This window comes from Arthrobacter phoenicis (assembly GCF_047238215.1).
GTDB lineage: Bacteria > Actinomycetota > Actinomycetes > Actinomycetales > Micrococcaceae > Arthrobacter.
In genome coordinates this window covers 2,626,374-2,650,362 of the sequence record NZ_JBDFMK010000001.1, presented here as the reverse complement: position 1 = coordinate 2,650,362, position 23,989 = coordinate 2,626,374, and the positions used below count along the sequence as shown (strand labels likewise).

Genomic DNA, 23,989 nt, shown 5'->3' with positions numbered 1-23,989 from the left:
CGCCTCCGTCGCTGGGTGGGGCGCAACCGCAGGTTGATCGCCGCCCTTTTGCTGTGCCTGGCCGCCGGGCTCGCAGTCCAGCAGCTTACTCCCGCCCCCCCGCCGACGGTTACGGCCTGGGCCGCGGCCGGGGACCTTCCGGCGGGGAGGCTCCTCGCCGCGGGGGATTTCACCGCCGTCCAGGTTCCGCCAGGAGTATTACCTGACGCGGCCGTTGACCCGTCGGCGGCCGAGGGGCAGCAACTGGGCGTCGCGTTGAGCCGGGGGCAGTTGCTGAGTTCATCGTTCTTTGTCGGCCCCGGCCTGTTGACCGGCACCCCACCCGGTTCCGCCGCCGTGCCCTTGCGCATGGCTGATGCTGCCTCGATCCAGCTCGTCTCCCCCGGTCAACTGGTCAACGTCGTGCTGACCGGCGGCAACGGGTACGAACAGGCGGCAACGTCGCAGGTTCTCGCCGCGCACGTCCCGGTACTCTGGACCTCCGCCCGGGGCGGCAAATCCGGGCAATGGCTCGGCGCCGGCGATACGGACGGGCTGATGGTGGTCGCGGCCGACCCGGAGCAGTCCAGAAAGCTTGCCGGCGCATCGACGCAGGGAAAGTTGTTTTTCGTCCTGGTTGGCCCCGGCGGGCCGTAGTCACGCTGCGGGCGTGCTGTGGCCCACCGTGCTGCGCAGGCCCCGGCCCCCTGGCGTCAGCCCCAGTGCGGTGGCTTCTGTTCCTGCAGCCAGGCGTCGTGGTCATACCCGCCGGGCTCGTCGCCCCAGCGTCGGGGGTCATCCTCCGCGGCCTTGGTGGGAAGAATCCCCGCCGGGGACGCGCTGTGTGCAGCGGCGCCTTCGGCCTGGGACGGCTGACCGGAAGCACCGGCTGCAGTCCGGGTCGCGTCCTGGTCCGGGGATCCGGCGCTCCGGCCGACTCCGGCCCTGGCGGCTGCGCTGTCGGTATCGATGGTGGCCGCCGTGGCGGGTTCCCCGTGGGCCTCGCCGGGCTGGTTCCGGTTGTCGTTTGCGGCGCTCTGGTGACTGGTCACGTCCGCCTCCTTAGTACTGCTCGTAAATTCCTGCTGGTGCGCCGCGGCGGCCCAGGCGGTGGGCGCCTGGCCGGAGGCTGCGTACGCGTCCCGGGCGCTCTCGAGCCCGAAACTTTCCATGTCGTCCGAGAAGCCCGGCGCGGTCCCGATCCGGGAGGACGCCACCGGCTTCTCCAATCCAAGGTACCCGCCAATCCGGTCCGCGCACACGGAGGGATCAGTGAAGACCTCGATGGTCCACAGCGGCATGTAGCGCCAGCCCAGGCGTTCCAGCAGCTGCGGCCGGAGGCGGCTGCGTTCGCGGACGGTCATCCGCCGGTAACGCTCGGTGCCGTCGGACTCGATGGCCACCGGACGCGGAATGTCGGCGTCATCCTGTCCAATCGTGTGCAGTGGATCCGCGGCTGCCACCATGTCCAGGGCCCCGTCGTACTGGTGCCAGACGCGGGCGCCACGGGCGCGGAGCCTGTCGCCGAGGTCCGTGACCAACGGGTCGGCACCAAGGGCCTGCTCGCTGGCGGCGGCGCGGGAGGCGGGGCTGCCCAGGTCCGAGTTGCCGGCAATCTCCCGGTCGATCAGCTCGTAGAAGTCAACGGCCCCGTGGCTCAGCCGGGAGCTGTCCAGATCCTCGGGCCGGAAGCAGGTCAGCACGTGGAGGGAGCGCCGGGCACGGGTCATCGCGAGGGCGAACTTGGCGCGGCCGCCGTCGACGGACAGGGGCCCCAGGCTGTGCAGCGCGCGGCCGTGCGGCGTGCGGCCGTACCCGGGCGAGAAGATCACGCGGTCGCGGACGAGGCCCTGCGCCCGTTCGAGGTCGACGACGCGGAACGATTCGGTGCCCGCGGTGAAGAAGCCCGCCAGGAGCGGGTAGTTCGGCAGCTGCAGACGGATGGCCTCGCCGATCCGGGCGGCGTGCCGCAGGCTGCCGGTGACCACGGCGAGAGAGGTCCTCGGACGCAGCCTCGCATGATCGAAGACGAGTTCCACGACCCGGTTCACCTCGGCCAGGACGGACTCGACGCCGTCCTGGTCGGCGCTCGGCAGACCGGTTCCGTCCGGCAGGTATTCGACCGTGAGGGCGCGGTCCAGCCCGGTTGCGGACTGCCCCTCCGGCAGCCGCCGGAGTTCGCCGCCGTAAAAGTTCTTGCTCAGCTGCCGGACCAGATCCTCGTCCACGGCACGGTAGACGGTACGGAGCCTGCGCACCGGCAGCACCGCCGCCAGGCTCTGGTAGGCGCTGTCGACACGGTGGTGGGAGCTCTCTCCCGCCGCGAGCCGCTCGACACCCACGGTAAAGGTCCGCGGGCTGGCGATCCTGTCGTCACCAAAGGCAATGACCTGGCGGGACCGCGCGACCGCCGGCAGCACTGCCTGCAGGGAGGTCGCCTCGGCGTCGAGGATCACCACCGCGTCGAAGTGCTGTTCGGCGGGTAGCAGGCTGGTCATCAGGTACGGGCTGATGGACCAGACGGGCACGAGCATGGGGATGAGTTCGGCAGACTGGGCGGTGAGCGCCGCCGGCGTGACCCGGCCGTCCTTGAGCAGGCTCCGCAGCAGTTCGGCTTGCCGCGGGTGCTCGGCCAGCGCCGCCCGCCAACGCTCCGCGAGCTTCCAGCGGAGCCGGGCAGCGCCGCTGGCGATGTGGGCGTTGTCCGCGAGACGGTACTCGGCCTCCAGCTGGCGGAGGGCGTCGCCGTCGGACATGGCGAGGTAGTCGTCCCCGCTGATCATCGCCTCCAGCGCGGACTGCCACCAGGCGAGCTCGAGTTCGGCGGCGACGGAGTCCGCGGAGACCTCACGCTCGGCGAGGTCCGCCAGGAGCTCACCGAGGCCGTGCTCGCGCATGTTTTCAATCAGCAGTGTGCGTTCGGGCAGGGTCTCGAGGGTCCCGGTGTCCGCCACGAGGCGGGTCAGCCGGTCGAGCAGTTCCGGGTACGGCGTATTCTGCACGTCGCCGCCATCGCGGGTATATCTGACGGCCTCGCCGAGGTCCTTGAGCTCGGCGTCCAGTTCCCGGTACAGCGCCGACAACTCGCCCAAGCCGGACGGCACCGCGGGGTGCCGCTGCGTGGTGGCGTACCCCGACCACGCCGCCCGCTGCTCCTGCACCAGGACGAGCGAACTGTGCAGGTCGGCAATGTGGACGCCGGGCCGGACGTACTCCTTCGCGACCCGCCGCAGCCGCGACCGCTGCATCGAGGGCATATCAATGCTGCGCTCCCGACGCCACGACGAGGATGCGGTGGCCGAGATCAGGTCGTGGACGGGACGGTCGAAGATGTCGGGGGTGAATTTGTCCAGGCTTCCCCGCACGGCGACCAGCAGGTCGATCTGGTCGCCCCACTCGGCGAAGGTGTCCCCCAGCCGGATTTCTGCGTGCTCGGCGACCTCGTTCATGCGGTCGCGGAGCCGCGGCAGCTTCTCCGCGACAGAACGCGCCACCTGCTGCGCTTCCTGGGTTTCCTTGCGGGTCAGCAAACGGGCGCCGTGCCACGGGCTCAGAGTCGAGGCCCGGCTGAAGCTGCCCAGCTCCGCGGCACGCCGCAGCCGCTCGGCCAGTTCCGCGCGGTCTCGGATGTTGTCCAGGACGCTGCGCTTGAGCCTGACGGTGGTCGCCGGAGCGGGATGGATCGCGGTCAGGGCCGCGAGCGACTGCATCGCCTCGTACGGCGAGCAGCCCCAGCGCTCCCGCACGTTGTGCAGGGAGGCCACGTGGTCCATCAGGGCGTGCCGGTGCTCGGTCAGGGTGGCGTGCAGGTTCTTCAACTGCGGTTCGAGGGACTTCTCGTTGCGCACGATCGCGCGCACCAGCTGGCCCTTGAGCTGGAGCGGGGTGGTGCCTCCGGCCAGCTGCACCAGCATCGAGTCCAGGCCCAGCGCTTCGAGCTGCGCGGAGACCTCGCCCAGGCTGGCGCGGCGGTCCCCCACCACCAGCACGCTTTTGCCCTCGTCGACGAGGGCGCCGATGGTGTTGATCGCGGTCTGGGTTTGTCCGGTTCCCGGAGGGGCGCTGACAACCAGGGAATCGCCGGCACGGGCGGCGTCCACCACGTACTGCTGGTCGGCATCCGCGTCGAGGAGCAGAAGCTCGTCGGCGGGATCCCGCTCATCCGTGCTGGCGAAGCGGCCGTCCTTGAGCTCGGGGACCTCCACGGGGTCGCCGGCCGCGACGCGCCCAAGGGCGGCCACGAGCTTGTTCTCCGGGTTGATCCATGGGTCGTCGAGGTTGCCGGAGAGATCGGCGAAGGTGGAGACGAGGAGGTTGTGCTCCACCTCGGCGCCGTGGATCGGCTGGATCAGGGTCGCGAGCCGGTCCAGGACGGGGAGCGGATCGAAGCGTGCGGTGCTGTACGCCATCCGCGTCACGGCGTTGACGTCGAAAACGATGCCGTGGATGCTCTTCAGGTGACGGACCAGGGCCGGATTGATCCGGGCCTGCTCGGTCAGTTGCAGTTCGTAGTCGTCTTCGCCGGGACGGACCGTGAGGGACACGGCGGTGAGCATGACCGGAGCGGAGACACGCTGCGGTTTCCCGCCGACGGCCGAGGTCCAGACGACGGTGCCGGCCGAGAGGTACCCCGCGTCGATGCCCCGGTCGTTGGCCAGCTCAAAAATCTTCGAGCGCAGGTTCCGCGAGGCCCGCGCCGCCACGACGTACTGCTGGCGGTCACGGATGAGGGTGGACAGCCGCGTGCGCCGCCCGGCCATCAACTGCGCCAGGCCCGACGGGTGGGCGTGCGTCAGGTCGATGGAACCCTCGGGAGTCTTGGTGAAGCGCAGCATCGTGTCGGGGCCCGTGACGGGCTTCAGTCCCGACAGCCATTTCCTGAACTCCTCGGAGCCTTCGGGGTGGCCTTGACCAACTGACACTTCTGCCTTCTTTTCTGTGCTCACGGTTTCTGTGTTCGCGCGGAACGCCCTGGACCATACCGGCATGCCTTCGAGCGTAGCCCGGATCGGTCCGCCGGGAGGGGCCGCAACACTGGCGGGGGCCAAAATAGTGCGGCCGATTCCTCTCCGCCGGCCGGAGGATTAAACGCCAAGGGCCGGCCTCCGGGGAGGCCGGCCCTTCACAACGCTATTCCCACTCGATGGTTCCCGGCGGCTTGCTGGTCACATCCAGCACCACCCGGTTCACGCCGTCGACCTCGTTGGTGATCCGGTTCGAGATCCGGGCCAGCAGGTCGTACGGGAGCCGTGACCAGTCTGCGGTCATGGCGTCCTCGGAGGAGACCGGGCGCAGCACGATCGGGTGGCCGTAGGTGCGGCCATCGCCCTGCACGCCGACGCTGCGGACGTCGGCCAGCAGTACCACGGGCATCTGCCATACCTCGTTGTCGAGGCCTGCGGCGGTCAGCTCGGCGCGGGCAATCGCATCGGCCTTGCGCAGCAGGTCGAGGCGTTCCTTCGTGACTTCGCCGACGATGCGGATGCCGAGGCCGGGGCCCGGGAAGGGCTGGCGGCCGACGATTTCCTGCGGCAGGCCGAGCTGGGCGCCCACGGCGCGCACCTCGTCCTTGAACAGGGCGCGCAGCGGTTCGACGAGCTCGAACTGCAGGTCCTCGGGCAGGCCGCCGACGTTGTGGTGGCTCTTGATGTTGGCCGCACCCTCGCCGCCGCCGGATTCGACGACGTCCGGGTACAGCGTGCCCTGGACCAGGAACTTGATCTTGTCGCCGTGCGCAGCCGCCTCGGCGATGATGGCCCGCTCGGCCTCCTCGAAGGCCCGGATGAACTCGCGGCCGATGATCTTGCGCTTGGTCTCGGGATCGCTGACACCGGCCAGGGCGGCCTGGAAGCGTTCCTGTTCGTTGGCGACGTAGAGCTTGACGCCGGTGGCGGCGACGAAGTCGCGCTCCACCTGTTCGGCTTCACCTTCGCGCAGCAGGCCGTGGTCGACGAAGACGCAGGTGAGCTGGTCACCGACGGCCCGCTGGACCAAGGCTGCTGCGACGGCGGAATCCACGCCGCCGGAGAGGCCGCAGATGACCCGGGCGTCGCCGACCTGCTCGCGGATCCGGGCGACCTGCTCTTCGAGGATGTTGCCGGTGGTCCAGTTCGGTTCCAGCTTGGCGCCCTTGAAGAGGAAGTTCTCCAGGACCTGCTGGCCGTAGGCGGAGTGCTTGACCTCGGGGTGCCACTGCACGCCATAGAGGCACTTCTCCTCGTTGGCGAAGGCGGCGACGTCGGCGCCGGCGGTCGTGGCCAGGACCTCGAAGCCCTCGGGTGCCTCGTGCACGGAGTCACCGTGGCTCATCCAGGTGCTCTGGTGCTGCGGCATGCCTTCGAGGATGGAGCGGCCCTCACCCAAGACGGTGGTCTCCGTGGCGCCGTACTCGCGCAGCCCGGTGCGGGCCACCTTGCCGCCCAGGGCGTTTGCCATGGCCTGGAAGCCGTAGCAGATGCCGAAGACCGGGATGCCGGCGTCGAACAGGTCCGCGCCGACGCCGGGGGCGCCCTCGGCGTAAACGCTGGACGGGCCACCGGAAAGGATGATCGCGGCGGGGTTCTTGGCCAGCAGCTGCTCGGTGCTGTAGGTATGCGGAACAACTTCCGAATACACATTCGCTTCCCGGACGCGGCGGGCAATCAGCTGCGCGTACTGGGCACCGTAGTCAACAACCAGTACCGGCCTCTGGGACGTCTGGGATGCAGTGGGTGTGGTCACCCCTCTAGCCTACTTTGCGCCCCCGCTCCCCCGCACATTCGCGGTGCGGCGGGTAAGCGAACTCACAGCGCTTAGTAGCGCTGCGGTGCCTGCGGGTTGGCGGCCAGTTCGGCCTCGACCTCGGCGTGGAACTTCTTCTCCACGAAGAACGAGAGGAACGGCACAACGCCGCCGAGGGCCAGGATGATCATCTTGCCGAAGGGCCAGCGCATCAGGGACCAGAGGCGGAAGTTGGACATCAGGTAGACCACGTACATCCAGCCGTGCACGATCAGCACGGTGACCGAGACGTTGACGCCGCCGATCACCCCGGCCGGGTCGGCGTCGGCGAACCCGAAGCCGAACGGCTGCCCGGTGACCGCGTTGGTGCCGCCGGCGAAGAGGTACTGGCCGAAAACGTAGCGGGCGATCAGCTCGGCGCACAACAGCAGCAGCATGGAGCCGGTGAGGTAGGCCAGCACCTTGTAGAACTTCAGCGCGGAGCGGATCTGGGCCTCGGTCCCGCCGAAGCGGCGCTTCTTGCCGGAGGGACGTCCAGGTCCGGCGGGCTGCTGCGGGTCGATGGCCGGTTTGGGCTCAATCATGATTGCACTCTCGGGTCGGTGGTGGTGTGGGTGGACGGGGTGTCGGTGTCCGGGTGCGGCGGGTCCTGGCGTTCGGCCTGCTCGCGTTCCTGCTCGTCGAGGGCGTCCTCGAGGTCCCGGCGGTAGTCATCCTTGACCAGCCGCCACCAGATGAACAGGGCGAACCCGGCGAACACCACCCATTCGGCGGCGTAGAAGAGGTTCAGCCAGTTGATGCTCTGTTGCGGCGGCTGGGGGCCGATGTCCAGGGCCTTCGCCGGGGCGGTAACGGCGACGTCGGCCCCGCCCGAGCGCTCGGCGCTGGCGGCGACGAAGCCGGGGTAGCTGCTGACATTCCAGACGTTGATCAGCTCGGCCGTGGAAACGGCGGTCGCCCGGCCAGGACCCGGGTCCGTGTTGGGGACGGGTGCCTCGGACGGTATCAGCCGCCCGGTCAGGGAGATGGTGCCCGAGGGCGGCGCGGCCGCGTCCGCGGGATCGGCAACCCAGCCGCGGGCAACGGCCAGCCAGGTTTCGGGGCTCGCGCCGGCACCGGTCAGCACGGGGGCTCCCTGGACGGCGAACCCGGTGACAATCCAGTACCCCTTGGCACCGTCCTTGACCCGTCCGGGGACCAGGACCTGCTTCTGCGGGTCGTAGTGACCGGTGGCGGTAACCACCTGGTCGGCCGCGGTGCCGGGGAAGAACTCGCCGGGTTTGAGGACGGCGGTCAGCGGTTTCGGGTCTTCGGTGGCGGTGGAAACCGGCGCCTCGGACCGCGTGGAGCGGCCGAACTGCCACTGGCTCAGCAGCACGAAGACCCCCGAGATCACCAGCGCAAAGACCAAGCCGGCTATCCAACGGGGTTTGAGGGCGGTTTTCAACACCCCTTAACCGTACTTCGTCCGCCTGTAGAAGACCGAAACGGGGCCTGGGAGTCCCCGCCACCAGAGTGGAGCAGCCGGAGCCTGCCCCTAGAGTGGGGCAGCAGGGTCCCTGCGTGGCGACGAAGTCGACACGGAAGGGCCTGCACCACCCCTAGTGGTCGAAGAACACCAGCGAGGAGTTGATCAGCTCGGCAATGACTTCCGGGTCATAGGCCCGGCGCAGGGACTCGCGGAAGGATTCCTTGGACAGCGAGCGGGCAAGCGTGGCGAGGACCTCAAGGTGGTCGGAGAACGAACTCGCCGGCGTCGCGATCAGCAGCACTACGGTGGCTGGACCGTCGGCGGCGCCGAAGTCCAGCGCCTTGCCATACTTGGTGATGCCTACGGCGATCGAGGTGCGGGAAACGAACTCGCTGCGGGCGTGCGGCAGGCCCACTCCGCCGGGCAGGCCGGTGGCCATCTGGTGTTCCCGTGCGTTGACGTGTGAGAGGAAGCCCTCCAGGTCCGAGATCCGGCCCGCCTCGAACATCCGCTGCGCGAGCTGGGCGGAGGCGTCGTACTTGTCGGCGGCGTCCAGCTCCAGGATCACCATCTGCGGCGTCGTGAGGTCGGCATCGTACCGGTCCAGTGGTTCCGCCAAGAGCTGTCCCTTCGGTTTGGCTTCGTGCACGCCGGCCGGCTGGGGCCGTTCCCGCCCGGGTCAGCGCAGCGGGACGATGTCCTCCACACCCAGCCGTGCGGCGTCGGCGGATTCGTCGTCCGGCTGCTCCTGGCTGAGCCGTTCGGCGTCCACCCGGGCCAGGTAGTGCTTGATTTCGCTCTCGCGCTGCGCATCGCTCCAGCCGAGAACTTCACCCATGAGTTTAGCGACTACCGGCGCGGCTGACACACCGCGGTCCCAGGCCTCGATCGAGATCCGGGTCCGTCGGGTCAGGACATCCTGCACGTGACGGGCGCCCTCGAACTTGGCAGCATAGACCGCCTCGGCGCCCAGATAGTCGTCGGCCCCGGGCAGCGGCTCGGCCAGCTCGGGGTTCTCGGCGATGAGGGCCAGGACTTCCGGGGCCATCGAGCCGTACCGGTTGAGCAGGTGTTCGACCCGTGCCACGTGCACCCCGGTCTCCTCGGCCATCCGGCTGCGCTTGTTCCACGCCGCCTTGAAGCCGCTGGCGCCCAGCAGCGGGATGGACTCCGTGCAGGACGGCGGGACGCGTTCGTCCATGGTGCGGGTAGCCTCGTCCACGGCGTCCTTGGCCATCACGCGGTAGGTGGTCCACTTGCCGCCGGCGACGACGACGAGGCCGGGTACCGGGTGCGCCACGATGTGTTCCCGGGAGAGCTTGGCGGTGGAGTCGCTCTCCCCCGCCAGCAGGGGCCGCAGGCCGGCGTAGACGCCCTCGACGTCCTCCCGGGTCAGCGGGCGTTTCAGCACCTTGTTGACGTGCTCGAGGATGTAGTCGATGTCCTTGCTGGAGGCCGCAGGATGCGCCTTGTCCAGGTTCCAGTCGGTGTCGGTGGTGCCGATGATCCAGTGCCGGCCCCAGGGAATGACGAACAGCACCGATTTCTCGGTCCGCAGGATCAGCCCGACGGTGGACTGGAACCGATCGCGGGGCACCACCAGGTGGATGCCCTTGGACGCCCGGACCTTGAGCTGGCCGCGGTCCGTGACCATGGCCTGGGTCTCGTCGGTCCACACCCCGGTGGCGTTGATGACCTGCTTGGCGCGGATGTTGAAGCTGGAGCCGTCCTCGTGGTCGACCACTTTGGCGCCGACCACCCGCTCGCCCTCCCGCAGGAAGTCCACCACGGCCATCTGGTTCACGGCGTGCGCCCCGTAGTAGGCGGCGGTCCGGATCAGGTTCGCGACGTACTTGGCGTCGTCGACCTGGCCGTCGTAGTAGCGGATGGAGCCGACGAAGGCGTCGTTCTTCAGGCTGGGGGCGGCGCGGAGAGTACCCCGCCGGCTCAGGTGCTTGTGGAAGGGGACGCCGCGGCTGTGGCCGCCGGTGATGGACATGGCGTCGTACAGGGCGATGCCGGAGCCGACATAGGGACGTTCGACGAAGCGCTTGGTCAGCGGATACAGGAACGGGACCGGCCGGGCCAGGTGCGGGGCCAGGACCGAGAGGATCAGGCCCCGCTCGTGCAGCGCCTCCTTGACCAGGGCGAAATCGAGCATCTCCAAATAGCGCAGGCCGCCGTGGATGAGTTTCGAGGACCGGCTGGAAGTTCCTGCGGCCCAGTCGTTGGCCTCCACGATGGCGACGCTCAGCCCCCGGGTGACCGCGTCCAGCGCGGCCCCGGCGCCGACGATGCCACCGCCGACGATGAGGATGTCAAGTTCCTTGCCGGTCTCTGCGGTTGCCCGCAGCGCGGCCAGGGAAGCTTCGCGCTCGTCGGGTCCGAGCGCGCCTCCGGCCTTGGGAGCACCACCGGGAAAACTGTTCATCTCACGCCTCCATCCGGATCAAACCTCGTAGTGCACCACACTACGTCCAAGTTCGGCGGATGGGCAGGGGCAGGACGGCGGACCGGTTACCCCCGGCGACGTCTCAGTTCCCGGCGTAGGGCGAGACGACGACGTCGACGCGCTGGAATTCCTTCAGGTCCGAGTAGCCGGTGGTCGCCATCGAGCGGCGCAGGGCGCCGACCAGGTTGGAGGTGCCGTCGGTGTGGTGGCCGGGTCCGAAGAGGACCTCCGCGAGCGGGCCGACGGTGCCGACGTTGACCCGGTCGCCGCGCGGCAGCTCCAGGTGGTGAGCCTCCTGGCCCCAGTGCCAGCCGCGGCCGGGGGCTTCCTCGGCGCGGGCGAGGGCACTGCCGAGCATGACGGCGTCGGCGCCCATGGCGATGGCCTTGACGATGTCGCCCGAGGTGCCCATGCCGCCGTCGGCGATCACGTGGACGTAGCGTCCGCCGGATTCGTCCATGTAGTCGCGGCGGGCGGCCGCGACGTCGGAGATGGCGGAGGCCATCGGCGAGTGGATGCCCAGGGCGCGCCGCGTGGTGGTGGTGGCGCCGCCGCCGAAGCCGACCAGGACGCCCGCGGCGCCGGTGCGCATCAGGTGCAGGGCCGGTGTGTAACCGGCGGCCCCGCCGACGATCACGGGGACGTCGAGCTCGTAGATGAACTGCTTGAGGTTCAGCGGCTCGTGGTCCTTGGAGACGTGCTCGGCGGAGACGGTGGTGCCGCGGATGACGAAGATGTCGACGCCGGCGGCCAGCACGGTCTTGTAGTGCTCCTGGGTCCGCTGCGGGGTCAGGGAGCCGGCTACGGTGACGCCGGCGGCGCGGATCTCGGCCAGCCGGGAGGTGATGAGTTCGGGCTGGATCGGCGCCTGGTACAGCTCCTGCATGCGGCGGGTGACGGCCGTGGAGTTCTCCTCCGCTTCGAGGGCCGCCAGCTGGTCCAGCACCGGCTGCGGATCCTCGTACCGGGTCCACAGGCCTTCGAGGTCCAGGACGCCGAGGCCGCCGAGACGGCCCAGGGCGATGGCGGTTTCCGGCGACATGGCCGAATCCATGGGTGCGGCGATCACCGGCATGTCGAACTTGTAGGCATCGATCTGCCAGGAAACGGAGACGTCCTTGGGGTCACGCGTACGGCGGTTGGGGACGATCGCAATGTCATCCAGGGAGTAGGCACGACGCCCACGCTTGCCTCGGCCAATCTCAATCTCGTAAGTCACTGCTCTAGGTTATCCCAGGCCCGGCCCGGGATGCCTGCGGCCAGCCGCCATGGGCAGCGCTGCCCATGGCGGCCCCGCGGGCCTGTCCCCTACGCTGGGGTCACACCAGCCCCACTTCATCCCTTCCTGGAGGACCATCCATGGCCCCTGGCCTTTACGGCGCCGACGTCGAACAGTTGCGGTCCTTGTCAAAGTCCATGGGGCTCTCCGGGTCGCGGCTCTCTGACACCGAACGCCGGATCAACTCCCTGGTGGCGGGAGCCGCCTGGCAGGGCGCCGACGCCGGCCGGTTCCGCAGCGAGTGGAGCGGCACCCTGAAGCCGCTCCTCAGCAGGGCCTCGCAGTCGCTGGCGGAGGCCTCGAAGCTCCTCCTCACCCAAGCCAACGAGCAGGAGGCGGCCAGCGCGCAGGGTGGAACCGCGGGAACCCCCGACACCGGAGGCACCTCCCGCCCGGGGACTCCCGCCGGGCCGTCCGGCAGCACCGGCGGCACCGGGCAGGAAACCGGCCTCGAGGCGATCGTCGCCGGGGCCGGCGGGGCACCGTGGCTGGCAGGGAACGCTGCCGTCACCTCCGCCGGGCTCTACGCGGACAAACTCTTGGACACCATGGCCAAGGGCGGGCTGGTCACGAAGCTGACCAACTGGCCCATGCTCAGCGCCCAGTACGGCCAGGCTGCCGAAGCCGGCTACGTCCGCGGCACCCAACTCCTCAACGGCACCTCCATGCTGGGGCGGCTGTCCGGCGGTCTGGGCATCGTCACCGGCGGCCTGCAACTGGCGCAGGGAATTGCGACGAACAACACCGGGATGGAGATCGACGGCGGCATCTCCACCATCCTCGCCGCGGGCAGCTTCGTTCCGGTGGCGGGGCCCTTCTTTGCCGTCGCCGGGGTCGCCTGGGGCGGGGCGGGCCTGCTCGCCAGCAAGTTGGGCTACGGCTCGGCCTCGGAAATGATCGGCGACGGCGCCACGCACGTTGCGGATGCCGTGGCCGACGGCGCCAAAAAGGTGTGGGGCTGGCTCACCTGAGCCGCCCACCGCCCCTTCTCCCTAGACTGGGACCAGAGACCGAGACCCGCACCACCATCCAACCCCCAGACCCGTCGCCCGAAAGGCAGTCATGACCGCGCAAGACGACGCACCCCTGCTTATCACCGAGCACGAACTGATCGCCCTGGTCGCCTTGGCGGGGACCGACGCGGCCCTGAAATGCCAGCGCTTGTTCCGGCTGGACCATGCCGCCGGAGCGCCGCTGGAACAGGCAGGGGTCAGCACGCTCCTGGAACGGGGGCTGATGACCGTCGAGGCCGATGCCCTGGTGCCGGTCGGGCAGGCCGCCAGCGTGGCGGCCGCGCTGGCCGGTGCCGATGCGTGGCTGGAAATCGCACTGGTTACTCCCCAGGCCGACCACGTGTACTTCCTCTTCGGCTCCGCCGAGGGCGCCCTGATCCTCAGCCTGAGCAAGTACGGGGTGCACGAACTGCGACCGCTCACCGATGCCGAGGGCATGATCGTCACGGCCGTCGAGATGGTCGATTTCTACCTGGGCGCGGCCCCGGACGGGCGGCCCGCCGCGGCCACCCTCCGGCGCCACCTCCCGGACGGCGCCTCCCACGCCGTGCACGTGAAGGCGGACCCGGACGGGTCTCTCGAGCTCCGCGCCGGCGACGACGGCAGCGAGGCAGTCCCCCTCCGTCCGGAGGACCTGGACTCCAGCCTCCGCAGGGGCCTCGGCCTGCAGCCGGCATGACCGACCCGTCAACGTTCGCCCGGGACCGGCCTGTCCATCCCTTGGACCAGTGGGCGTCGCCGGAACTGGCCCGGGTCAGCCCGCCGAACGCCCCGTCGCGCCTGCGCCAGTTAGCCGACGCGCAGGCGGCCCGGGCCGCGGCCTGGAGCGCTGCCGTCGCCGCCGGCCCCGTGCTGCTGCTGGCGGGAGCCTTCATCTCGGCCCTGTCCGGAAACCCCGCGTGGGTCCTGGCCCTCGGCGTGGCCGGAGTGCTGTTGACGGTGCCGGGCATCGTGGCCTGGAAACGGGTCCGCGCGACGCTACCGGACGCCGGCGCCAGCCTGGTCACCCGCGGCCCGGGGTCGGCGCGCGGCGGCATCATGATGGTCGCGGTGCTGGCCGTAGTCCTCGGGGCCATCCTGGGGTTCGTCTCCCCCGGCATCGCCGCCCGGGGCGGCTCAACGCTGGCGGCGGTGGCCGGCGCCTACGTCCTGCTGGTCGCGCTCCTGGTGGCCTGCATCCTGGTCCCCGCCGTGGTCCTGGGCCGCGGCCGGCAATCCTTCCGCCGCAGGATCGGCACGGACCCGCGCCTCCGTGCCGCGGTGGAGGCAGACCTGGCTACCTGGCGTGACCCCGGCGGTGCCGCCGGCTACGGACCCCTCTGACCGTGGCCGGGCACTAATCATGGCCGAGCGCTGGACTTTTGACGGACACATCGCGGGGATTGGCGCCGCGTCCGGTTTCCGGGCGGTGGTCGGCATCTGGCATTCGTCCCCCTTGGGCGCCTTCGCCGACGTGATGGTCCAAGAGGCCACCGGACGGCGGCTGCTGCTGGCCCCCTCCGCGGCGGTGGCGGAGTTCGTCGCCGCCACCTACCAATTCGACGAGGTGCGGATTGTGGACGTGGACGCCGGGCTCGACGGCGGCCGGCTCACCGTCGCCGCCGGTCCCCTGGCGATCGAGGCAGGCATCGGCACCCGCACGGCGACCGGCGTCGGGCTCCGGGCGGTCCCGCGCCGGCTTGCCGTCCACCCTGCCTGGCTGACCGCGATCAATCCTCTCGCCGCCCTGTTCAGCCCGGGTGCCCGGACGGCCGGCACCGCCGGGAACGGCAGGCGGGAGTTCTACGGCGTCACCGACCTGCACCGGATCACCGACGCCCGGGTCCGCTGGGACGGCGAAGACCAGGGCACGCTGGTGCCGATCCGACCGGCGGTAACCTTCGGCTTCAGCAGCGTCCCGGCCCGCCCCGCCGTGGCGACGGTCCGCACCACAATCCTTTCCGGGGACTGAGCTTCCAGTGAGGCAGCGTCGCGACGGTCAGACGGCGTCGTCCATGCCCAGCTGCGATTCAAACATCCGGAAGTAGCGGCCGCGCAGGGCGACGAGGTCCTTGTGGGTGCCCTGCTCCACCACGCGGCCGTCCTCGAGCATGTACACCACGTCGGCTTTCTCGATCGTGGCGAGCCGGTGGCTGATGGCGATGATGGTGCTGCTCCGGTCCGCGAACAGCCGGGTGAAGATCCGGTGCTCGGCGAGCGCGTCGATCGCCGACGTCGGTTCGTCCATCACCATGAAGGCGGCGTCCCGGTAAAAGTTCCGGGCCATGGCCAGCCGCTGCCACTGCCCGCCGGAGAGGCCGCTGCCCTTGCGCCCGCGGGGGTCCTCCATCCAGTTGCTGACGTGGTTGTCCAGGCCGTTGGGGAGTTTAAGGATGAAGTCCAGCGCCTCGGCGTCGGCCGCTGCCCGGCGGATCCGTTCGTCGTCCCGCGGGGCCTCGACGTCGCCGAAGCGGATGTTCTCAGCGGCGGTGGCGAACTCGTACTTCAGGAATTCCTGGCTGAGTACCGCCAGGTGGCGGTGCCAGGAGGTGACGTCGACGGCGGCCAGGTCGACGCCGTCGAGCAGCACCTGGCCCGAGTCGGGGCGGTACAGCCCGGCGAGAATCCGGATCAGGGTGGACTTGCCGGCGCCGTTCTCCCCCACGATGGCGACGTGCTGGCCCTGCCGGATGGTCAGCGAGATGCCCTTGATGACTTCCAGGTCGCTGCCGGTATAGGTGAAGCGGATATCCCGCAGTTCCACGGTCCGGGGTGCCTGCAGCAGCGGCGGCGCGTGCTCGGAGTGCACCGGCAGCGCCATGAACAGTTCGTAGTCCTTGAGGTTGGCGAGGTCCTCGTCAATGGAACTCAGCGAGGAGACCAGGTTGTTCGCCGTGGACAGGGCGCGGCTGACGATCTGCTGGACGTAGAGGAACTGCCCGACGGGCTGGGCCCGGGCGATGATCTGCCCGACGACCCAGATCAGCGCGACCACCTCGGCGCCGTACTGCAGGGCGTCGGCGGCGAGCTGGCGCGGGATGTAGCGTTTCTGGAAGTCCAGCCGTCGTTTCTCGTCGGCGTCGCGGAGCCGGGACCGGAGCCCCATCAGGTAGCCGACGATCCCGTAGAGCCGCATCTCGGCGATGTGCTGCGGCCGCAGCAGGTTGGTTTCGATCATCCGCCGCTGCCGGCGCGAATCCACCTGGGTGTTCCAGTGGGCGATCTGCTCCCGTGAGAGCTTGTACTGCAGGTAGACGCTGGGGACGATCGCCACCAGCACGATCACGGCAATCCACCAGCTGACCAGCCAGAGTGCGCCGATCGCCAGCACCACGGAGACCAACTGCGTGAAAATCGCGGCGATTCGGTCCAGGACCCGGGCGTAGGAGTCGGAGAAGCGCTTGGCCCGGTCGTAGAGGTCCACGGTCTCCTTGTCGTCGTAGCGCCAGAACTCCAGGGCCAGGAACCGCTCGTACATCAGGTCGCCCACGATCGCACCGACCCGGAAGCTCATCAGCTGTTGAATGTAGCGGTCCACGCTGCTGAACGCGCCCCAGAACAGCCCCAGCGCGGCGGTGACGACGACGTAGACGATCGCCTGCTGCCCGGCGGCGGCGTTGCCCGCGTAGGCGGCGGCCAGCGCGGTCGTCGTCAACGCGGCGAAGTAGGTGGTGACCAGCGGCAACAGCGCCGAGATCAGCGAGCCGGCCACCTTCATGACGACGGCGGCGGGCGACGCGCGGAAACTGACCCGCAGCACCTGCGCCACGGCCCGGGTGTAGGGCCGCAAGGCGAGCTTCCGTGCCGGTTCGCGCGCGGGCAGCAGTTCGGACATAGCTTCAGCCTAGGTCAAGCGCCCAACGCCAAGGACACACGGAAGGGGCCGTTCTGAGTGATCAGAACGGCCCCTTCCGTGTGTCCGTCGGGCGACGGGTATTGGTCAGCGTGCGCCGTAGTTGGGCGCTTCGACCGTCATCTGGATGTCGTGCGGGTGCGATTCCTTCAGCCCGGCCGGGGTAATCCGGACGAACTTGCCACGGGCCTTCAGCTCGGGGACCGTGGGGGCGCCGGTGTAGAACATGGTCTGGCGGAGCCCGCCGACCAGCTGGTACGCCACGGAGGCGAGCGGGCCACGGTAGGCCACCCGGCCCTCGATGCCTTCGGGGATGAGCTTGTCGTCGCCGGAGACGTCGGCCTGGAAGTACCGGTCCTTGGAGTAGGACGTGTTCTTGCCGCGGGTCTGCATCGCGCCGAGGGAGCCCATGCCGCGGTAGAGCTTGAACTGCTTGCCGTTGACGAAGATCAGGTCACCCGGGGACTCGTCGCAGCCAGCCAGCAGGGAGCCGAGCATGACAGTGTCGGCGCCGGCCACCAGGGCCTTGCCGATGTCACCGGAGTACTGCAGGCCGCCGTCGGCGATCAGCGGCACGCCGGCGGGAATCGCGGCCTTGGCGGATTCGTAGATGGCGGTGATCTGCGGGACACCGACGCCGGCCACGACGCGGGTGGTGCAGATGGAACCGGGACCCACGCCGACCTTGATGCCGTCGGCACCGGCGTCGATCAGGGCCTGAGCACCCTCACGGGTGGCGGCCTGGCCGCCGACGATGTCCACGTGCGCGGCGACCGGGTCCGACTTGAGGCGGCGGATCATGTCCAGCACGCCCTGCGAGTGGCCGTTGGCGGTGTCCACGAACAGGGCGTCGACGCCGGCGTCGATCAGGGCCATGGCGCGTTCCCAGCCGTCGCCGAAGAAGCCGATGGCGGCGCCGACGCGGAGGCGGCCCTCGTCGTCCTTGGTGGCCAGCGGGTACTGCTCGGCCTTGGTGAAGTCCTTGGTGGTGATCAGGCCCTTGAGCCTGCCCTGGTCGTCGACCAGCGGGAGCTTCTCGATCTTGTTGGTGGCCAGCTTGTGGGAGGCTTCCTCGCGGCTGATGCCCACGTGGCCGGTGACCAGCGGCATCTTGGTCATGACGTCGCTGACCAGGCGGATCGCGAAGTCGGCCTCGGGAACGAAGCGGGTGTCGCGGTTGGTGACGATGCCGAGCAGGCGCATGCCCTCGTCCACGACGGGCAGGCCGGAGACGCGGTAGTGGGAGCAGATCTCGTCGAGCTCGGCCAGGGTGGCCTCGGGGCCGATGGTCAGCGGGTTGGTGATCATGCCGGATTCGCTGCGCTTGACCCGGTCCACCTGGTCCGCCTGGTCGGCGATCGAGAGGTTGCGGTGGACGACGCCGAGGCCGCCCTGCCGGGCCATGGCAATGGCCATGCGGGACTCGGTGACCGTGTCCATCGCGGCCGAGAGCAGCGGGGTCTTCACGGAGATGCGCTTGGAAATCCGGGAGGAGGTGTCGGCGTCGGAGGGGATGACGTTGGTGTGCCCCGGCAGGAGCAGAACGTCGTCGTAGGTCAGGCCGACGAAGCCAAAGGGGTCGTGTTCGGGCTGGGTCATGAGTGCGCCTCTTACCTTGGGTTTCTGGGGTTCACGGGTAGGGGTTGCAGCAGATGACCAGCCCGTCATTACGGGCATGGCCTGTGCAGAAGTGTTGAATAGATACTAGAACCTTGGCGCCGATCCCCATATTCCGGGCGGCGGATGTGAGCCACTTCATCCGGGGCGCCGGCACGGCACGCAGGCTCCGCTCAACTCCAGCCGGTCGCCGCGAGCAGCCGCTCCTCGAACATCGGGATCATGGTCTGCACGTAGGTCTTGGTCAGGTGGTTATCGTCCTTGTAGACGTAGACGTTGCCCACCACGGCGGGGCAGGTGCCGTTGGCGCAGATGAAGTCGCTCATGTCCATCAGGTGCAGCCGGGGCACCTTGCCGCGGTAGTCATCCAGCGGCGAGGCGGCGGCCAGGGACTCCTGGAGCGGGACGTTGCACGCGGCGGCGTCGGCGCCCTTCTTCTGGACGCATTCGGGCATGTTCTGGGTGAAGCGGGGGTTGTCCCGGATCCCGACGACGTCGATCCCGGCGTCGGTGAAGGGTTTGATGCCCTCGAGGTACTGCGGTACCTCGGTTTCGTAGGGGGCGTCCTTGTGGGTCAGCGAGGCGACGGTGAAGACCGCATCCGGCTTATGCTCCAGGACATACTCGGCGCTGGCCTTGTTGAAGGCGTTGCAGTCGGCGTCTCGCTGGTCCGACTGGCCGCCGAACCTGCAGTTGCCCTTGAGCAGGGTGACCACCTCCCAGCTGTGGCTCTTGGCGACCGGGCCGAGGGCGGCCATGTACTGCTGGGCGTGCGAGTCGCCGAGCACCACGATCCGCTTGGTCACGTGGTCGGGGCGGCTGTTCTGCAGGCAGCCCTGCAGCAGCGGGTTGCTGGGGACGTTGGCGTCCGTGCAGAGGCCGTCGATGTCCGCCCATTCGTTTTTCATCGCCTGCGGCGCGGGGATGATCTTCGCCTCCGGCGTGGGTTTGCCGGCGTTCTCCGGCGCCAGGACGGCGGCCCCGGGGGTGAGGTCGCGCGGCTGCGCGGCGGCGGCGGCCTCGTCCGCGCTGATGCGCCCCTGCCAGAGGGTGATCGGGGCGGCCAGCAGGGCGCCGCAGGCGGCGATCACGACGGCGGAGCGCCAGGCCCGGCTCTGCGGCCAGTGCCATTGGCGCAGCGGCTTCTCCACGTAGCGGGTGGTCAGCACGGCCAGCGCGATGGAGACGGCGACGATCGCCAGGCCCTGCCAGAGGTTCGGGGCGGTGATCCCCCACCCGGCGAGGGCCAGCACCAGCAGCGGCCAGTGCCAGAGGTACAGGGCGTAGGAGTTGTCGCCGAGGGCCACCAGCGGCCGCCAGGTCAGGAGCCGGTCCACGCCGAACCGGCTGCCGCTCTGCCCGGCGACGATGATGGCGGCGGCGGCCAGCGTGGGCCAGAGGGCGATGAAGCCGGGGAAGGACCGGTCGACGGTCAGGAGCAGCCCGCAGGAGAGCATCGCCACGAGGCCGGTCCAGCCCAGCACCACGCGCAGCGCCTTGCCCGGCTTCAGGTGCGGCAGGGCCAGTGCGAGCAGCGAGCCCAGGGCGAACTCCCAAAGCCGGGCCCGGGTATCGAAGTACGCGTAGGCCTGGTTGCTGGCCGTCTGGTCGATGGAATAGACGAGCGACGCGGAGAAGACTGCGCCGAAGGCCACCGCGAGCAGCAGCGGGTAGCTGACGCCTTTCTTCCCCAGCGGCGTCCAGCGGTTCAGGGCCCGGCGGAGCAGCGCCGTCCCGGCGAAGATCAGCGGCCACAGCAGGAAGACCTGCCCCTGGATGGAGAGGGACCAGAAGTGCTGCAGCGGGCTCGCGCCCGAGTGGTCCTGGGCGTAGTAGTCGACGGCGGTGTCCGCGAGCAGCCAGTTCTGCCGGTACAAGAGGGAGGCCCAGGCCTGGCTCAGGACGTCGGGCCAGCGGCTCGCGGGGAGGATCGCCCAGGTCCCGGCGAGCACGGCCAGCACCACCACGACGACGGCGGGCAGCAGCCGCTTCAGCAGGTGGAGCCAGTGGTGTAGGAGGCGCAGCGGCTTCCCGGCCTCGACCTTGCGGGCGAAGCTCAGGGTCATGAGGAAGGCCGAGATGAGAAGGAAGATGTCCACGCCGCCCGAGACCCGGCCCAGCCAGACGTGGTAGGTCACGACCATGAGGACGGCCAGGGCACGCAGCCCCTGAACCTCGGGGCGGTAGCCCGTTTTCCGGCTCGCCGGAGACCCGGCCGGTGTATGCGGCCGGGTGGTACTGGTTCGCAGCTCTGGCACGCGGGACCCCTCGGGGTGATTCATCGACATAGTGGACAGGATTCCGAACCATCAATGTTACCGAACCGTAATTTCCTTCGCCAATCGCCAGAGTGCTTACTCATCGCGGCTGTTCCAGGGTCCGCGCTCCTCGAGACCGCGCGGCTGGGTCGCCCGCCGCCCTCCCCCGGCTACTCTGAACGGGTCGAAGGAGGCCGCCGGTGATTGTCACGGTGCGAATAAGCGTTCCGGCGGAGCTGACCTCCGCCGTCGTCGAGTGTTGCTCGGATGCGGAAGGTGTGGCGGAAGTGGCGTTGCACCCGGGGACCTCGCTGGTGCCCAAGGGTGACGTGCTGCAGGTGATGATCGCCCGGGAAGCCGTCGAACCGCTGCTGGAAAGGCTTCAGTCACTGGGCGTGCAGCGGGCGGGCTCCATCTCCGTGACCACCCCCGAACTCCTGCTGTCCGATCGGGCCGACCGCGCCGTCGCCGAGGCCCCGGGCGAAGGCGCGGACGCGATGATCTGGGACGAGGTCTCGCGGCAGACCGGGGACGACGCCAAACTGACCTGGAGTTTCCTGGCCTTCCTGGTTCTCGCCACCCAGCTTGCGGCCATCGGCATCGTCACGGACTCCACCATCGCCATCGTCGGCGCGATGGCCGTCGGTCCGGAATTCGGGCCGCTCGCGGCGCTGGCGGTGGCGCTGGTGCGGCGGCAGTGGCGGCTCGGCCGCAGCGCAGCCCTGGCCCTCGGCGTCGGGTTCCCGGTCGCGATGCTCGCGGCGGCCTTCACCGCCTGGCTGTCCGTTCCGCTGGGGCTCTTTCCCACGTCCGCGCTGGACACCGGCTCCGCTGTCGAGTTCATCTACCACCCGGGACCGTACTCGCTGATCGTGGCGCTGCTGGCCGGGGTGGCCGGCATGCTGTCGGTCATCAGCCGCCGTTCCACTGCCCTGGTGGGTGTGTTTATCTCGGTCACCACAGTGCCGGCGGCGGGGTTCGTCGCGGTGGCGCTGGTGCTGGGCGAGTATCAGAAGGCGGCCGGCTCGGCCGTGCAGCTGTTCATTAACCTCGCCGGGCTGGTTGTCGCGGCGGTGGCCGTGCTCCTGTTCTACCGGGTGGTGACCCGGCGGCACCCCCGCGGCACCCGACCCCGCCAGGGACGGAGCCGCGCTACTCCCAGCCGGTAGCGGAGAGCAGCCGGTCCTTGACCATCGGGGCCATGCTCGCCGAATAGGTGCGGCTGAGGTGGTTGTTGTCCAGGTAGACGAAGGTGTTGCCCACGACGCCGGGGCAGTCGTTTTCACGGCAGATGAGGTCGGTCATATCAAGTGTGACGACGTTCGGGGCCTTGTCTGCCAGGGTGTCGAGCGGGTTATCTGCGGCGAAGAGCCCACTCTTGGCCGGCAGGCACGCCGGGTCGGATTCGCCTTTGGTGACGACGCAGTCTGCCATGTTGAATCCGAACCTGGGGTTGTCCCGGAGCAGGACCACCTGGATGCCCATCCCGGTCCAGGTGTCGAGGCTGGCCTCCAGACCGGGAATCAGCGTTTCATCGGTTGACGAGGGCGACGCCGCGGTGCCCACCACCACGATCGCATTTGGCGGGTTGCGCTTGACCTCTGCCGTGACGGCGGCGTTGAACTTGTCGCAATCGGCGTTGGCGTTCTGCGCAGTCGTGGCGGGCTTGCAGCCGCCCATCAGCATGGCGTAGAGCCGCCATCCCTTCTCATCACTCACCGGTTCAAGGGCCGGGAGCCACTGTTCTGCGTGTGAGTCGCCGAGGACGAGGACCGTCTTGGCCGAGTCCCCGGTCTGGGTGTTTTCGTTGCACACTCCGCGGAGGGTGGCGTCCTGGGGCTCGAGTGTACCGCTGCACGGCTGCGGCAAACTGGCCCAGTCCTTGCCTAAGTTCTCCGGCGCGGGAAGGAGCGCCGCATCGGCGTCGGCCTGCTCTGTGAAGTCCGGCAGCAGCGCACGGGCACCGGGATTGTTTCGCGCGGCCTTAGCCAGGATGCCCTGATTCTCGAAGTACAACGCCAGCTGAAGCCCGACCAGTGGGACGGCTGCGACCGTCAGGGCGGCCACGATCGCGAGTGAGGCCCGGCGCCGCTTTACCTCCGGCCACTTCCACTGCCGCCACGGGCGCTCCACGAACCGGGTGGTCAGGTAGGCCAGCGCGATGGTGGCCACAATGATCGCCGAGCCCGTGACCGGACCGGCGTGGTCGCGCTGCTGGACGGCGAGCGCAACGACCAGGAGCGGCCAGTGCCAGAGGTACATCGCGTAGGACGTGTCCCCGAGGCGGACCAACGGCCGGGAACTGAGAATCCGATCCACCCCAAACCGGCTGCCGGTCTGACCAGCGACGATCACGCAAGCGGCGGCCAGGGTGGGCCACAGCGCGATACTGCCAGGGAAGGACGCCTGGACGTCCAGCAGGAAGCCGCAACTCAGCATCGCGGCGATACCAAGCCACCCAAGGCGCACCCGCCATGGGACCGGAATCCGGAGGATCGGAAGGGCCAACGCCACGAGCGATCCGAGGGCAAATTCCCACAGGCGGGCACCGGTGTCGAAATAGGCTTCGGTCTGGTTGGAAGCTGTGAACACGATGGAGTAGGCCAAGGAGACTGCGAAGACGAGCCCGAAAACGTAGGCCAGCAGCGACCGGTACTTGAGGCGGAAGCGCTTGGCGAGGAACCCGGCACCCACGAAGATCAGGGGCCACAGGATGAACACCTGCCCCTGGATGGACAGCGACCAAAAATGCTGGAAGGGGCTGGCCGAGGAGTGGTCCGACGCGTAGTAGTCGGTGGCCTGGGCCTGCAGCAGCCAGTTTTCGGAATACACCAGGGACGCCCAGGCCTGGCCGACGATGTCCAGCCACCGGGTCCGGGGAAGGAACAAGATCGTCGCCGCCAGCGTGGCGACCACCACGACGACGGCCGCCGGGATGAGGCGGCGGAAGAGGTGCAGCCAGTGTTTGACCAGGGCGGTCGGACGCCCGTCCTCGAAACGTCCCACGAACTGCAAGGTCATGAGGAACGCCGACACCAGCAGGAAAACGTCCACACCGCCGGAGACCCGGCCAAACCAGATGTGGTACGTCATCACCATCAGGACAGCCAGCGACCGCAGCCCCTGGATCTCGGGCCGGTAGCCGGGTTTCCGGTTGGGACGGGCCGGAATGCCCGTTAGGGCGGCTTCCTGGAGCCCCGCCTGCTGCGTCATCAAAATTCCTCACCACGGACGGCCCGCATCGGGCCGCCGAAACCTAAGTGTTCCACTTTACGGAAGGTGCGCCGGGGGTGCCAGCCGCCGTTATGCACCCAGCGAGTTAAGCAGGGCGGACTGTGAGGAGCTTGTGAACCGGCCATGCGGTTCCA

General features: G+C 69.2%; 17 protein-coding genes. 6 read left to right on the top strand and 11 right to left on the bottom strand.

All coding sequences use genetic code 11. The features are described from left to right. The first annotated feature begins 15 nt into the window (after positions 1-15). Positions 16-636 (top strand): RcpC/CpaB family pilus assembly protein, encoded by a 621-nt coding sequence (locus tag ABC337_RS12505; protein WP_412893231.1) that lies wholly within the window; start codon positions 16-18, stop codon positions 634-636. 56 nt (positions 637-692) lie between these two features. Here ABC337_RS12505 and ABC337_RS12500 read toward each other — a convergent pair whose 3' ends face one another. From ABC337_RS12500 to ABC337_RS12470, 7 genes are all read right to left on the bottom strand, one after another. Next, positions 693-4,901 (bottom strand): DUF4011 domain-containing protein, encoded by a 4,209-nt coding sequence (locus tag ABC337_RS12500; protein WP_412883692.1) that lies wholly within the window; start codon positions 4,899-4,901, stop codon positions 693-695. 208 nt (positions 4,902-5,109) lie between these two features. Then, positions 5,110-6,699 carry a glutamine-hydrolyzing GMP synthase gene (guaA, locus tag ABC337_RS12495; RefSeq protein ID WP_412883693.1) on the bottom strand — a complete coding sequence of 530 codons (1,590 nt, stop codon included), beginning with the start codon at positions 6,697-6,699 and terminating at the stop codon, positions 5,110-5,112. Positions 6,700-6,770: 71 nt separating this feature from the next. Continuing rightward, entirely contained in the window at positions 6,771-7,283 is a 513-nt protein-coding gene (locus ABC337_RS12490) for a DUF3817 domain-containing protein (protein ID WP_412883694.1), read from the bottom strand. Further along, a complete protein-coding gene (locus tag ABC337_RS12485) occupies positions 7,280-8,149 on the bottom strand; it encodes an SURF1 family protein (RefSeq protein ID WP_412883695.1) in 870 nt (289 codons plus the stop codon). The genes ABC337_RS12490 and ABC337_RS12485 overlap by 4 nt, the downstream gene beginning before the upstream one ends. Before the next feature lie 151 nt (positions 8,150-8,300). Continuing rightward, the gene (locus ABC337_RS12480; protein ID WP_290255850.1) at positions 8,301-8,789 is read right to left on the bottom strand and encodes a PTS sugar transporter subunit IIA; all 489 of its coding nucleotides are present in this window, start codon (positions 8,787-8,789) and stop codon (positions 8,301-8,303) included. A 60-nt stretch (positions 8,790-8,849) separates the two neighbouring features. After that, positions 8,850-10,601, bottom strand: a complete 1,752-nt coding sequence (locus ABC337_RS12475; protein ID WP_412883696.1) for a glycerol-3-phosphate dehydrogenase/oxidase — start codon at positions 10,599-10,601, stop codon at positions 8,850-8,852. Positions 10,602-10,704: 103 nt separating this feature from the next. Continuing rightward, positions 10,705-11,841, bottom strand: a complete 1,137-nt coding sequence (locus tag ABC337_RS12470) for a GuaB3 family IMP dehydrogenase-related protein (protein WP_412883697.1) — start codon at positions 11,839-11,841, stop codon at positions 10,705-10,707. Positions 11,842-11,981: 140 nt separating this feature from the next. Here ABC337_RS12470 and ABC337_RS12465 point away from each other — a divergent pair, with 140 nt between their 5' ends. The 4 genes from ABC337_RS12465 to ABC337_RS12450 all read left to right on the top strand — a co-directional run bounded on the left by ABC337_RS12465 (position 11,982) and on the right by ABC337_RS12450 (position 14,865). Then, on the top strand, positions 11,982-12,872 hold the full coding sequence (locus tag ABC337_RS12465; RefSeq protein WP_412883698.1) for a WXG100 family type VII secretion target: 891 nt from the start codon (positions 11,982-11,984) through the stop codon (positions 12,870-12,872). 91 nt (positions 12,873-12,963) lie between these two features. Next, positions 12,964-13,593, top strand: a complete 630-nt coding sequence (locus ABC337_RS12460) for a hypothetical protein (RefSeq protein WP_412883699.1) — start codon at positions 12,964-12,966, stop codon at positions 13,591-13,593. Beyond that, complete coding sequence (locus ABC337_RS12455) at positions 13,590-14,237, top strand: hypothetical protein (RefSeq protein WP_412883700.1); 648 nt, start codon at positions 13,590-13,592, stop codon at positions 14,235-14,237. The genes ABC337_RS12460 and ABC337_RS12455 overlap by 4 nt, the downstream gene beginning before the upstream one ends. 19 nt (positions 14,238-14,256) lie before the next feature. Further along, complete coding sequence (locus ABC337_RS12450) at positions 14,257-14,865, top strand: hypothetical protein (protein WP_412883701.1); 609 nt, start codon at positions 14,257-14,259, stop codon at positions 14,863-14,865. Between the two features lie 27 nt (positions 14,866-14,892). On the opposite strand, the gene ABC337_RS12445 is transcribed toward ABC337_RS12450, so the two are convergent. The 3 genes from ABC337_RS12445 to ABC337_RS12435 form a co-directional block, all read right to left on the bottom strand. After that, positions 14,893-16,728 (bottom strand): ABC transporter ATP-binding protein, encoded by a 1,836-nt coding sequence (locus ABC337_RS12445; protein WP_412883702.1) that lies wholly within the window; start codon positions 16,726-16,728, stop codon positions 14,893-14,895. A gap of 105 nt (positions 16,729-16,833) precedes the next feature. Continuing rightward, entirely contained in the window at positions 16,834-18,345 is a 1,512-nt protein-coding gene (gene guaB, locus ABC337_RS12440; protein ID WP_412883703.1) for an IMP dehydrogenase, read from the bottom strand. 191 nt (positions 18,346-18,536) lie between these two features. Then, positions 18,537-20,645: an acyltransferase family protein gene (locus ABC337_RS12435; RefSeq protein WP_412884934.1), complete on the bottom strand. Its 2,109-nt coding sequence runs from the start codon at positions 20,643-20,645 to the stop codon at positions 18,537-18,539. Positions 20,646-20,821: 176 nt separating this feature from the next. On the opposite strand from ABC337_RS12435, the gene ABC337_RS12430 reads away from it, so the two are divergent. Then, complete coding sequence (locus ABC337_RS12430) at positions 20,822-21,790, top strand: DUF389 domain-containing protein (protein ID WP_412883704.1); 969 nt, start codon at positions 20,822-20,824, stop codon at positions 21,788-21,790. On the opposite strand, the gene ABC337_RS12425 is transcribed toward ABC337_RS12430, so the two are convergent. Beyond that, complete coding sequence (locus ABC337_RS12425) at positions 21,774-23,834, bottom strand: acyltransferase family protein (RefSeq protein ID WP_412883705.1); 2,061 nt, start codon at positions 23,832-23,834, stop codon at positions 21,774-21,776. The two genes, ABC337_RS12430 and ABC337_RS12425, sit on opposite strands and share 17 nt — an antisense overlap. Between the last annotated feature and the right edge of the window lie 155 nt (positions 23,835-23,989).